The organism is Sphingobacterium sp. xlx-96, assembly GCF_011007365.1.
Lineage (GTDB): Bacteria > Bacteroidota > Bacteroidia > Sphingobacteriales > Sphingobacteriaceae > Sphingobacterium > Sphingobacterium luzhongxinii.
Window position 1 is genome coordinate 123,560 of the sequence record NZ_WFKM01000001.1, and the last position, 13,003, is coordinate 136,562.

Sequence of the window (13,003 nt, forward strand, 5' to 3'; positions counted from 1 at the left end):
GCTGTTTTTTACAGCCCTTATTTAATTTTATTCGAAGTATTCTTTTATCCGCTCAAAGAACGATTTTTCACTTTTACCTGGTTGAGGTTTGAAGTTTGCCGAACCTTTAAGTCTTTCTAAAAGTTCACGTTCTTCTGAAGACACAGCTTTCGGTGTCCAGATATTAATATATATTAATTGATCTCCTTTATGGTACGAATTGACTTCAGGAATACCTTTTCCTTTAAGTCTCAGTATTTTTCCACCTTGCGTTCCTGGATCAATCTTTATTTTAGCTTTACCATCTATGGTAGGTACTTCTACGCTTGTTCCCAATGCTGCATCCGCAAAGTTGATATATAAATCATAGATGACATTGATTCCATCGCGTTTGAGAGATTCATGTGGAACTTCTTCTACAAGGATGATCAGATCTCCTGCTATTCCTCCTCTTGGCGCAGCATTACCTTTACCTGTCATCGAGAGTTGCATACCTTCGCTGACTCCTGCGGGAATATTTATTGTGATGGTTTCTTCACCACGTTCTAATCCCTCGCCTTTACAGGTGGTACATTTGGCAGTGATTTCAACACCTTCACCATTACAGGTCGGACAGGTGCTGGTCGTTTGCATCTGGCCTAAGATGGTGTTAGTAACACGTCTTACTGATCCGGAACCGCCACATGTGTTACAGGTATGGAAAGAAGATTTGTCTTTAGCACCGGATCCATCACAGGTATTACATACAATCTGTTTATTAACTTTAACTTTTTTCTCGGTACCTTTTGCTACTTCTTCAAGTGTTAACTTTACTTTGATACGTAGGTTGCTCCCTTTTTGGACACGACGACCTCCTGAGCGGGATCCTCCGCCAAAGAAGCTCTCGAATGGATGACCTCCGCCGAAAATATCTCCAAATTGGCTGAATATGTCATCCATATTCATGCCACCACCACCAAAGCCTCCAGAATTACCGGCATGACCAAATTGGTCATAACGTGCTTTTTTCTCCTGATTGCTTAATATTTCATAGGCCTCGGCTGCCTCTTTAAAATTTTCTTCTGCCTCTTTATCTCCAGGATTTTTATCCGGGTGAAATTTAATTGCTAGTTTGCGGTAAGCTGATTTTATCTCTGCTGCATCTGCTTGACGAGATACACCGAGTATATCATAATAATCTCTCTTCGACATTCCTCTTCTTATTTCTTATTGTCCTATGACCACTTTAGCAAAACGGATTACTTTATCATTCAGAAAGTATCCCTTTTCTACCGTGTCTATCACTTTATTCTTAAGATCTTCTGATGGTGCAGGGATACTGGTAATAGCCTCTTGGAAGTCTGGATCGAAAGGTTGCCCTGTGGTTTCCATTTCTTTAAGACCTTCGTTTTCAAGGAGCTTTCTGAATTTATTATTTACTAAATCAATACCTTGTTTTATCCCTTCGACATCTTGTGCCGTAGCCATTGCTGCAAGCGCTCTATCAAAATCATCTAACACGGGTAAAAGCTTCGAAATAACCCCTTGACCAGCTGTTTGGATCAGTTCTACACGTTCTTTAGAGGTTCGCTTTTTATAGTTGTCAAACTCGGCAAATAAGCGGGCATACTTGTCGTTAGCCTCTGCGAGTTGGTTGGTTAGCGATTCTTCAATAGATACTTCTTCAGCTTCATTTTGGGCTGTATTGTCTTGTGCTAAGTTTTCGTCTTGAATATGTTCTTGTTCGTTCATCATCACCCTAGTTTTTATTTGCTTCAATAGCTTGCGTATAATATTCAAAAATTTTGCCATTATAAAATATCCGACACCTTGTCAGTATTTTGAGATAAATACGTCCAAAGTGTCGGATTATGTTTGTTTTTGTCAGTCTTCTTAAATGCTTACGTTGTCATGCATGGCACCATCTTCTGTCTTGATAATGCGCGCTGGCATGTTACGGATAATCTGGTAATCGTGGGTAGCCATCAATACGGCTGTGCCCGAGGATGCAATATCACGTAATAAAAGTACAATCTCTTCAGACGTAGCAGGATCTAAATTGCCGGTAGGCTCATCGGCAAGGATGATCTCAGGATCATTCAATAAGGCGCGTGCAATAACTACACGTTGTTGCTCTCCACCGGATAGTTCGTGCGGCATTTTCTTTAACTTGGAACGGAGACCTACTTTTTCCAATACATCAAGCATGCGGTTTTGGATAAGGCCTTTGTCTGTCCAGCCTGTCGCTTTTAAGGCAAATTCTAGATTTTTTTCTATCGTACGGTCATTAAGTAGATGGAAATCCTGAAATACGATGCCTAATTTTCGCCTCAAGTAAGGAACTTCTTGTTCCCGTAGTTTTTTCAGATCAAAACCTGCTACCAACCCTTCTCCATTGGAGATATAAAGATCACCATAGATAATCTTTAGTAAACTACTTTTTCCTGTACCTGACTGACCTATTAAATAAAGAAACTCTCCTTGTGCAATTTCTAAGTTGACATTGGACAACACCAGATGCTTTTGCTGGTAGATGTCTACATTTCTTAATTTGATTACTGTATTTTGTGTCATTATCAAAATTCTATTTCCTTAATTTGACCAAAAGGTAGTTCATTGACAATTTTCATGATCTCTTCGGCTTTGTCACCTAGTCCGATTTTGTCAAGAGATTTGTCTGGTCTGTCCACTCTGAAATATGCCAATAAAGTAAACGAATCGTCTCGCAATTGGACATAGTCGGGGATTTTAGCGACACCTTTTACTTTAATTACATACATAAAAACAAAGTTAATTTTTTTTTTCAATTTAAAGAATTATTGGTGTTGAGCCAAAAAATCTAAGGTGTCAATACCGTCTGCATAATCATCTAGTGCCGGATATTGACCTTGGCCCAATTGAAAAAGGGGTGACGGAATGTCTAATTTGTGTTGGGACACAACGCATTGAATATTTTCTTGCTGTTGCTTAAGTAGCTCCTCTAATTCTTTGATATCGTTATACTCTTCATAAAATACGACTGCAAGCGGTGACGAAAGGTTACTGTCCTCTTTCAACAATAAGAAGCCATTGTCATAATGTTTGTCTTTATTGATTAAATAGATTGACTTGTTGTAGTCGTAATTGTTGTTGTATTTAAAGTGATCTTTTATACCACTGAAGTGCTCAATTCCTTCAAAAAATGTAGCTATGGAATAACCTTTTGGTACGTATATTTTGGATACAGATCTGCAACCCAAACCAAAATAATCGAAGATATCGTTGCCCAAAGCTGCTATTTGTTCTTGGCTCTCTTCTCCGGTAAGTATGGCTACTGAATTTCTGTTTTTACGTATAATATTCGGTTTGTGTCCGAAGTAATATTCAAAGTATCTTGCGGAGTTATTTGAACCTGTGGCTATAACGAGATCGAAGTCGGAGAGTTTGTCTACGATAGCTATTTTTTGTGCGAATGAGGGGGATATCTGAATCAACTTGTTGACGACATAAGGGGTTAAACCAGCATCGTCGGAAGAAGCTTTTAATTGTACGTTAAATCCCATGAGTAGACCGCATAAAATGTCGTGAAATCCTACTAGAGGCAAATTGCCAGCAAGGACAAGTCCTATTGCCTTGGATGAATCTTCGGCCTGGTAAGCACTGATCCATGTTGTTAATTTTTCTTGCGTCAGGTTGTTTCCTATTGTATGCATTTGACGAATAACATTATCCGTCGTATACCATGCGTTTTTAGCGTATAACTGCGCTATAAAGTATCTAGTTTCTTCATCGGGATGGATCAACCATTCTCCTAGTTTAGCAAAGGCTGCTATCCTTTCTTGTTTTGTCAAAATATATTATTTAGAATCGTTCTGTTCAATATTTACTTTATCTTTGTAATGTCAAATAATTGGATAAACTACTATATTTATATACTTTTTTAGTGTTAGTTATTAATCCAATATTTACCTTTGACATACAAAATTAGTTTATTTATTATAATTGTGAGGTTATAAATGGCGATAAAAATTACAGATGAATGCATTAACTGTGGCGCATGTGAACCAGAGTGCCCAAATAATGCTATATATGATGCAGGTGTGCCGTGGAAATTTTCGGATGGTACAGCACTTGAAGGCTTGATTGACTTTGGTGATGGTGTTACGATAGATGCTGGTGCTTCTCAAGACGCGATTTCTGATGAAGTGTATTATATCGTATCTGATAAATGTACGGAATGTGTAGGGTTTCACGATGAGCCTCAATGTGCGGCGGTGTGTCCGGTAGATTGTTGTGTTGAAGATGAGGATGTTGTAGAGGCAGAAGAGGAATTATTAGCTAAAAAAGCATGGTTACATGCTGAATAGTAGACTTTAAAGAATAAGTATAATGAAGGGTACAGCTATTTTGGCTGTACCTTTTTTGTTGGTTTTCTGCTGAAATATGTTTGGTAAACCTAGCTATTTTTATATTTTTGTTGCATTCATAAATTATGTAATCTTAAAAAAATATAGATGTCAAAAAAGAATGTAGGTTTTGTAACGCTAGTTACAGTCACTATAGCAATAATTATCACCTTTTTTTACGAATTTGATTTATTTGTTATTTCGCCTTCTGTGATGGTTGGTGTTCGCTGGGTTACAGCATCAGTGTTGACCTTAAATGCGATAGTTCGTAAGAACTTGACAACTTGGATATTGACCTGTTTAATATTAGGTGTATTTGTAGGGTTGGATTTTCCAAATCTAGCGATAGCGATGCACCCCCTGAGTCAGGGCTTTATTAAACTAGTGAAGACAATCGTGGGGCCTATATTGTTTGCTACGCTGGTGTTTGGTATAGCAGGTCACTCCGATCTCAAATCGGTGGGACGTATGGCATGGAAATCGATGTTATACTTTTTCTGTGCTACGACCTGTGCTATTTTTATTGGTCTGGCCGTAATAAATATCACCAAGGCAGGGGTCGGTGTGGATATTGAACATATGCCGCATGAGGAGCTACCGACGACATCTGCTGTGGCGGCTGCGGATCAAAAGGTATTGGATCATATCTCAGACAATGTGCATGGGGTGTATAAGTTTAATGCATTTATTCGTGATACTTTTCCGGAGAATATCGTGAAATCTGTTTATGAAAATAAGGTGCTACAGATTGTAATTTTCGGTGTACTATTCGGGATAGGTCTAGCTATGGTGAGTGAAAAGAAGCGGAAGCCCTTGGTGGACTTTACGGAAAGTCTGGCGGAGGCAATGTTTAAATTTACCAATCTGGTAATGCTTTTTGCGCCGATAGGTGTGGGGGCAGCTATGGCATACACAGTGGGCCATCTTGGTGTGGATATTTTGAAAAATCTCTTCATGCTGCTGATCAGTCTGTATATAGCGTTGATCGTGTTTATATTACTTGTTTTATTCCCTATCGCGTTGTATTTGAAAGTGCCTGTCAAGCAGTTTATCAATGCGATTAAGGAGCCTGTTTCTATTGCATTTGCAACGACGAGTTCGGATGCGGCCCTGCCTAAGGCTATGGAAAATATGGAAAAATTCGGTGTTCCACGTAAAATTGTGTCTTTTGTGATCCCTACAGGATATAGCTTCAATTTGGACGGAACCTCGTTATACCTTTCGCTAGCTTCTATCTTTGTCGCACAGGCAGCTGGAATTGATTTGAGTTTTGGACAACAGCTTCTCATCGCATTCACATTGATGATTACTTCTAAAGGTGTGGCGGCAGTACCTCGTGCGTCGCTGATTGTATTGATCGCTACGGCAGATCAGTTTGGTCTTCCAACATTTGTCATTGCAGCTATTCTCGGTATTGACGAGTTAATGGACATGGCAAGAACCTCTGTTAATGTAATCGGAAATTGTCTTGCAACTGTCGTTGTGGCAAAATGGGAAGGCGAATTTGATGAAGAAGCTTCAAAAAAAACAAATTTTCTAGAAGTGGAATAAGAATAATTGAATATAATATACCCTGCTGAGGGTATCAATTTTGAAATAATCACCCTTATGTAGCGCTTTTCTAAGAGATATTATTGCGATACATAAGGGTTTTTTTATATCTTTCTCCAATGAAAACTCGTGTGTGTCGTTTTATCATCCAACTCATTGTCTTATCCGTATTTTCGTTAAGTCTTGTTCATGCACAGGATTTTTCCATTTTAGAAGAACAGTTTGCGAATTCATCTGTATTACCGAAGCATCATTTTGGATTTAGCCTTTATGATCTAGATAGTAATAAGTTTGTTTTTGGTAAGCAAGAAGATCAACACTTCATACCAGCTTCGAATACGAAAGTGTTCACGCTTTTTACTTCGTTGAAGACCATAGGCGATTCCATTCCCGGTATACAATATGTTGAACGAGGAGATTCGCTTATTTTCTGGGGGACAGGTGATCCTACGTTTTTGCATCCAAAACTGGATACTAGAAAAGTTTATGATTTCTTACGGTTTTCGGATAAAAGGTTATTTTATGTTCCGCAATACGCATCAGAACCAGCTTATAGAGAGGGCTGGTCTGTGGAGGATTATGCTTATGATTATCAACCTGAGGTGTCTACATTTCCGATATATGGCAATTTGGCCCGGTTTAAATCCAGTGGTAAAGGGGTTGTGGCAAGTCCGAAATATTTTGAAAGATTGATTGGAGTAAGTGATAAGCCAAGCAAGTATTTTGCGGTGAAGCGATCACTTCATTCGAACGAATTTGATATAACTAATCTGAATGTTCCGTCGGGTTATCGCTCCAGTAAACCCTTTATCTGGTCGGATAGCCTACTAGTAACGCTTTTGCAGGATACCTTGCATAGGGAGGTTCAGACTTTGGTCGATTATAAAAAACCTGAGGCCGTTAAGACGTTGTATTCTGCTCCTCGTAATGTGGTCTTGCGGGAGATGATGCTGCCTAGTGATAATTTTCTAGCGGAACATCTTACTATGGTAGCTTCGGATATTCGTTTTAAAGGCTTTTACACGGATTCGTTACGTGCTGAGGTACAGAAAGAATATTACAGTGCATTCTTAGATAGCATCGAGCTAAGGGATGGGAGTGGATTGTCTACTTATAACCGGGTGTCACCCCGGGGTATGATTGAGGTGCTGTTACGGATTAAGGATTTGATTCCCGATGAAAACCAACGGTATCTCTTTTTTCCGGCAGGAGGCGTAGATGGCACATTAAGAAATGCCTATTCACTGGATCAAGGTGTACCTTTTGTGTGGGCTAAAACCGGGACTATACATGCTGTGCACTGCCAATCGGGGTACATCGTGACCAGAACGGGACGCCACTATGCATTTTCTTTTCTGAATAATAATTTTATGACAGCGACTTCTACCATTCGTAAAGAGATGGTGCGTATTATGACCTTTATCCGACAGAATTATTAATAATGTCTTAACAATTGGTATATTCGCTAATCAATTTTTAATATGCAAGATTATAAAAAGAATGATAAGAAGTTAATTCGTTCCTGGGCAATGTTTGATTGGGCCAATTCGGCTTATAATCTTGTTATTACATCTACTATATTTCCGATTTACTATATCGCTATCACAAGCTCTAAATCGGGAGAAGATGATTGGGTTAATTTTTTTGGATTTGAGGTGATTAATACTGTTTTATCCAACTATGCATTGGCATTTGCCTATCTTACCATGGTATTGGCTCTTCCTTTTCTGTCCGCTCATGCAGACGCAAATGGACGAAAAATGCAGGTGATGAAGACTTTTACATATTTGGGGGCAATGGCATGTATGGGCTTGTTCTTTTTTAAACTGGATACGTTGGAGTTGGGCATCATCTGTTTTACGTTGGCCGCTATGGGATATATAGGAGGTGTGGCTATTAACAACTCTTATCTTCCGGTCATCGCAACTCCCGATCAACAGGATGCGGTCAGTGCAAAGGGATTTGCCTATGGATATGTGGGCTGTGTCACTATTCAGGTGATTTGTTTTGTATTCGTCCTTAAACCGGAGTGGTTTGGCATAGTGGATAAATCGTTTCCTGCCCGTTTGTCTTTTTTATTGGTCGGACTGTGGTGGCTTGGTTTTTCAATGATTCCTTTTCGACGACTACCTAACAATCACCCTTCGGAACATGCCTCAGGAAAGGGGCTAGTTACACGGGTACGGACAGAATTTGCAAGTGTATGGCAACAGATAACAGGGAATAAGGGAATCCGACGTTTTTTGCCTGCTTATTTTTTTAATTCTGTTGGTGTGCAGACGATAATGGTGGTGGCTACCATGTTTGGTCAAAAGGAGCTGGATCTAGCACAGGAATCGTTGATTATTACAATTATTCTTATTCAATTGATTGCTATCGTAGGGGCTTATTTAATGTCTAATCTAGCGAAGCTTTTTGGTAATATTAAGGTATTGATGCTGGTTACTTTACTATGGGCGGGGATTTGTATGGCATCGTATTATTTAAGTAATGCGGCGCAATTTTATGGTATGGCTTGTATGGTGGGGCTTTTGATGGGAGGGATTCAATCTTTATCAAGATCGACCTATTCAAAGCTACTGCCCCAGGATATGGAGGATACGACGTCATTTTTTAGTTTCTATGATATTACTGAAAAATTGGCTATTGTAGTGGGGTTGTTTATTTTTGGTTTTATAGAACAGGTGACGCACAATATCCGGTACTCGGCTTTGTCGTTATCAGTCTTCTTTGTGCTGGGATTTCTGTTATTAATCCGGGCATTAAAATACAATACATTTTTAAGACAAGTGTCTAATGGGTAAGAAAGTAGAATTGTTTATTCCTTGTTTTATAGATCAATTGTATCCTGATACTGCTTTCAGTACGGTACAGTTGTTAGAACGGGCTGGTTGTGAAGTGATTTATAATCCTGAACAGACCTGCTGCGGACAACCGGCCTATAATGCTGGTTTCTGGGATCAGGCTAAGGAGGTAGGGAGTTCTTTTCTTAAGAAATTTTCGGAAGAGAACTACATTGTAGCACCCTCGGCTTCTTGTGTAGGTATGCTAAAAGGAGGGTATAATGACTTGTTTACGAATTCTATTGAACATAATCGCTGTAGAAATATTCAACGTCATGTATACGAAATTTCGGATTTCTTAGTTAATGTACTAAAAAGGGATTATTTTGGAGCAGAGTTGGTCGGGACCGCTGTGTATCACGACTCTTGTTCGGCGCTACGGGAATGTGGAATTAAAGAGGAGCCTCGGAAACTGTTGGCTCAGGTAGGAGGATTGGAAATGGTAGAGATGCGAGACCAAGAAACTTGTTGTGGGTTTGGAGGGACTTTTGCTGTCAAATTTGAAGGTATCTCGTCGGCTATGGCTGAACAAAAGGTGCAAAATGCACAAGCTGTAAATGCTGACTATATTATATCGACAGATGCATCATGTCTGTTACAGTTACAGGCCTATATTGATAAACACCATATTCCGATAAAAACAATGCATCTGGTTGATGTACTTACCTCGGGATGGGCAAACATATAATTAACATTTCCAATCTAAACAAATAAAAAAATGAATTCAAGAAGAGATTTCCTTAGAACTTTGGGGTTAGCCACAGCAGGATTAGCTATAGCACCCAATTTAGACGTTTTTGCAGCTAAGAAGAAATGGTTTGACATTTCTCTAGCCGAATGGTCTTTGCACCGTACTATCAATAAAGGCGAGTTGAAAAACATTGACTTTCCTGAGTTTGCAGCCAAAAAGTTTAATATCTATGGGGTTGAATACGTGAACCAGTTCTTTAAGGATAAAGCTAATGATATGACTTACTTAAAGGATCTTAACGATCGCGCCAAAAGTAACGGTGTCAAGAATGTATTGATTATGATTGACGGAGAGGGCGAATTGGCTGGCGCTGATGAGAATAAACGTAAGCAAGCCGTGGAAAATCACTACAAATGGATCGATGCTGCTCACTTTTTGGGATGTACCTCTGTGCGTGTCAATGCAGCTGGAAAAGGATCTAAAGAAGAAATGAAAGGCCGTATGGTCGAAAGTTTATCTACCTTGGCTGATTATGGTAAGAAAGCTAAAATTAACGTGGTTGTCGAAAATCATGGGGGTGTTTCTTCCTTGGGAGATTGGTTGTCCGATGTATTGAAGACTGTTGGAAAGAAAAACTGTGGTGCATTGCCTGACTTTGGAAACTTTTACGAGTACGATCGTTATCAAGGCGTCATTGACTTGATGCCTTACGCGAAAGGGGTGAGTGCTAAGTCTCATGACTTTGATGATAATGGCAACGAAAAAGGAATTGATTATGCTAAAATGATGGGTATTGTGAAGAAGGCGGGTTACAAAGGATATGTAGGGATTGAATATGAAGGAAGCCGATTGAATGAGATCGATGGTATTATCGCTACAAAGGCCTTGTTAAAGCGTTTCCAATAAGATATGTTACGAAATTGCTTTCTATCGATAGGTTTACTGTTTGTTTGTTCCATTTCATATGGACAGAATAACTTGAAAATGAATGCCTGGCAGGATAGTCTATCACATCTTGCTACGAAAATAGTCGGAACAGTTGCAGAAACTGAACGTATAGAAAGCAATTTTACGTTTGTGAAGACCTTGGTGTCTGCACTTAAAGAGCCTAACTCTTTTTATTTTAATTTTGAGAAATTGAAGATGGTTTCTATTCTCAATTCTCCGGATAATTCTTTTAGAATCATGACCTGGAATCTTGCACTGCAGGATGGTTCTTATCTTTACTATGGTACTATTCAGTACAAATCGGGAACAATCAAGCTCACCCCATTGCTTGACAAAACATTTCAGATCGGTAATCCAGATCAAGATGTAATATCGAATAAGGAGTGGTACGGTGCACAGTATTATCAAATTGTCCCGCTTTCTAAGAGTCAGTATGTGTTGTTGGGGTGGAAGGGACACCATGCAGACTATACCAAGAAGGTAATTGACGTATTAAATTTTTCTCCAAATGGAGAGGTGACTTTTGGTGCACCCGTATTCTCGGATGATACCAAAATCTCCAGAAGAATATTTTCCTATACGAAACAGGCTTCCATGTATTTGAAATTTGATGCCACTCAAGGTCGTGTCGAATTTGATCATATCGTGCCTGCAGACCCTAGTTTAAAGGGTAACTTTAAGTATTACGGGCCAGATCTGACATATGATGCCTATGCTATAGCTAATGGAAAATTGTATTTAAAAACGGATATTAAGATTCAGAACCCGGAAAGGGGAGATGAAGATAAATATATTGACCCCAACAAACCCAGTAGAAAATTTAAGAGCGGTTTGCAGGAGTAATGTAACTATTTTATTGGGGTATGAGAGTTTATTAAGAAATTATGTTTTCTTTGTTACTTATTATAACTAAAATATTGATATTGATCTAAGATTATGATTGAACAGAAAGATGAGGTATTGGTAAAGCATCTGGCCGATAGGGGAGTAGGTGATAAAATGGTTATGGGGCACCCCGCTGGCTTATTTGTCTTATTCTTTACAGAAATGTGGGAACGCTTTAGCTACTACGGTATGCGTGCTTTGCTGACGACGTTTTTGATAACGGAAATTGCTAAAGGCGGGTGGGGATGGACTAATGAGAGTGCTATGAGTCTCTACGGCTGGTACACCATGTTGGTGTATGCTACGCCAATAATCGGTGGATATATTGCAGATAAACTGACCGGACAAAGAAAAGCTATCCTGATTGGTGCATTGTTAATGACATTGGGCCATGCATCTATGGCTCTGGAAGGGTTTGAAAAGAATTTTTTCTTTCTGGGTTTAGGCCTTATGATTTTGGGCAATGGAATGTTCAAACCAAACATTTCATCGATGGTTGGGCAGCTTTATCCTAATACCAGTACTAAGAAAGACGCTGGTTATACCATTTTCTATATGGGAATCAACGCAGGAGCATTTTTAGGATCTCTATTGTGTGGTTACTTAGGTGAGAAGATAGGTTGGCATTATGGTTTCGGATTAGCAGGGATATTTATGTTCTTCGGCATGTTGCAGTTTTTTATGGCACAAAAAATATTCGGTGTCATAGGCGAACAACCGAAGAAGGACAATAAAGTAGTCGAGGAAGAAGAAGTTCCAAAAAATGTAGTCCGTGATCGTTTGTTTGTCGTAGCTATATTGATGATTGCGAGTATCTTTTTCTTTTTAGCATTTGAGCAAGCTGGTGGATCCATGACTATTTTCGCTAAAAACTATACGCAACGTATATTAGAAGGAACTCAAGCAATTACTTTTAAATGGTTGGATGCACTATTAACAATCATACCAATTGCGGCAGTCACTTTTGTTTTGTTTAAACTGTCTGCAAAGATTTTTGGTAAGTATCCATTAACGATTATTTTTACTTTGCTGTCGTTTGCTTCCATTGGTGCATTAGGGATATGGAAAGTATATAGAGAGTTTACAGCGGTAGAAACAGAGGTTACGGTGGCGTGGTTTCAGATTTTGAATGCTTTCTTTATTGTCACTTTTGCTTCTTTGTTCAGTAAGCTATGGGAAAAAGTATGGAACCCATCTGGTCCAGTCAAATTTGCAATGGGATTAATCTTGGTTGGCGTCGGTTTTATAGCTTTAGCGTACGGTAGTAGTTCTATACCTAAAGGGGCTGAGACAGCTGCGGTGAGTATGATTTGGTTGGTTTTGGCATATTTTTTCCATACAATGGGTGAACTGTGTTTATCTCCTGTAGGCTTGTCGTATGTGAGTAAGCTGTCCCCTAAGAAGCTGTTAGGATTGATTTTTGGATTTTGGTTCCTTGCTTCGGCTATTGCCAACAAAATCGGGGCATCGATGGGAGGTATGATCGATAAAATATCGCAAGAGTATTCGATGTCTGTCTTTTTTCTACTTATAGCAGCTTTGCCGATCGTTGTAGCATTAATTTTATTATTGTTAAATCCTATGTTGAAAAGGAAAATGCATGGAATAAATTAATGAATTGAGATAAGTTGCAAAAGGTTCAGTGAATATGTTTTCTGAACCTTTTGCGTTTTAGTTACCTATTATTTGGGCTGAAATTGTATTTTTGGTAGTTTTTAATTTAAATAAGTAAGTTTATAACG

The 13,003-nt window shown here is 39.0% G+C and carries 13 protein-coding genes; 8 read left to right on the top strand and 5 right to left on the bottom strand.

Going from position 1 to position 13,003, the window contains the following annotated elements:
- Positions 1–27 precede the first annotated feature (27 nt).
- The 5 genes from dnaJ to G7B20_RS00585 form a co-directional block, all read right to left on the bottom strand.
- Positions 28–1,170, bottom strand: a complete 1,143-nt coding sequence (gene dnaJ / locus G7B20_RS00565) for a molecular chaperone DnaJ (protein ID WP_164108097.1) — start codon at positions 1,168–1,170, stop codon at positions 28–30.
- Between the two features lie 15 nt (positions 1,171–1,185).
- On the bottom strand, positions 1,186–1,713 hold the full coding sequence (locus G7B20_RS00570; RefSeq protein ID WP_370626275.1) for a nucleotide exchange factor GrpE: 528 nt from the start codon (positions 1,711–1,713) through the stop codon (positions 1,186–1,188).
- A 138-nt stretch (positions 1,714–1,851) separates the two neighbouring features.
- On the bottom strand, positions 1,852–2,532 hold the full coding sequence (locus G7B20_RS00575; protein ID WP_079641841.1) for a cell division ATP-binding protein FtsE: 681 nt from the start codon (positions 2,530–2,532) through the stop codon (positions 1,852–1,854).
- Between the two features lie 2 nt (positions 2,533–2,534).
- Positions 2,535–2,738: a fructose-6-phosphate aldolase gene (locus G7B20_RS00580; protein WP_079641839.1), complete on the bottom strand. Its 204-nt coding sequence runs from the start codon at positions 2,736–2,738 to the stop codon at positions 2,535–2,537.
- Between the two features lie 36 nt (positions 2,739–2,774).
- On the bottom strand, positions 2,775–3,788 hold the full coding sequence (locus tag G7B20_RS00585) for an acyl-CoA reductase (RefSeq protein WP_164108098.1): 1,014 nt from the start codon (positions 3,786–3,788) through the stop codon (positions 2,775–2,777).
- A gap of 165 nt (positions 3,789–3,953) precedes the next feature.
- Here G7B20_RS00585 and G7B20_RS00590 point away from each other — a divergent pair, with 165 nt between their 5' ends.
- The 8 genes from G7B20_RS00590 to G7B20_RS00625 all read left to right on the top strand — a co-directional run bounded on the left by G7B20_RS00590 (position 3,954) and on the right by G7B20_RS00625 (position 12,875).
- On the top strand, positions 3,954–4,304 hold the full coding sequence (locus tag G7B20_RS00590) for a 4Fe-4S dicluster domain-containing protein (protein ID WP_164108099.1): 351 nt from the start codon (positions 3,954–3,956) through the stop codon (positions 4,302–4,304).
- 147 nt (positions 4,305–4,451) lie between these two features.
- Entirely contained in the window at positions 4,452–5,894 is a 1,443-nt protein-coding gene (locus tag G7B20_RS00595; protein ID WP_164108100.1) for a dicarboxylate/amino acid:cation symporter, read from the top strand.
- 119 nt (positions 5,895–6,013) lie between these two features.
- Positions 6,014–7,333, top strand: a complete 1,320-nt coding sequence (locus tag G7B20_RS00600) for a D-alanyl-D-alanine carboxypeptidase (protein WP_164108101.1) — start codon at positions 6,014–6,016, stop codon at positions 7,331–7,333.
- Positions 7,334–7,375: 42 nt separating this feature from the next.
- Positions 7,376–8,698 (top strand): MFS transporter, encoded by a 1,323-nt coding sequence (locus tag G7B20_RS00605; RefSeq protein ID WP_164108102.1) that lies wholly within the window; start codon positions 7,376–7,378, stop codon positions 8,696–8,698.
- A complete protein-coding gene (locus G7B20_RS00610) occupies positions 8,691–9,425 on the top strand; it encodes a (Fe-S)-binding protein (protein WP_164108103.1) in 735 nt (244 codons plus the stop codon). Before G7B20_RS00605 ends, G7B20_RS00610 begins: the two co-directional genes overlap by 8 nt.
- 30 nt (positions 9,426–9,455) lie before the next feature.
- Complete coding sequence (locus G7B20_RS00615) at positions 9,456–10,334, top strand: sugar phosphate isomerase/epimerase family protein (RefSeq protein WP_164108104.1); 879 nt, start codon at positions 9,456–9,458, stop codon at positions 10,332–10,334.
- A 3-nt stretch (positions 10,335–10,337) separates the two neighbouring features.
- The gene (locus G7B20_RS00620) at positions 10,338–11,219 is read left to right on the top strand and encodes a hypothetical protein (protein ID WP_164108105.1); all 882 of its coding nucleotides are present in this window, start codon (positions 10,338–10,340) and stop codon (positions 11,217–11,219) included.
- Positions 11,220–11,312: 93 nt separating this feature from the next.
- Entirely contained in the window at positions 11,313–12,875 is a 1,563-nt protein-coding gene (locus G7B20_RS00625) for a peptide MFS transporter (protein ID WP_164108106.1), read from the top strand.
- Positions 12,876–13,003: the final 128 nt, after the last annotated feature.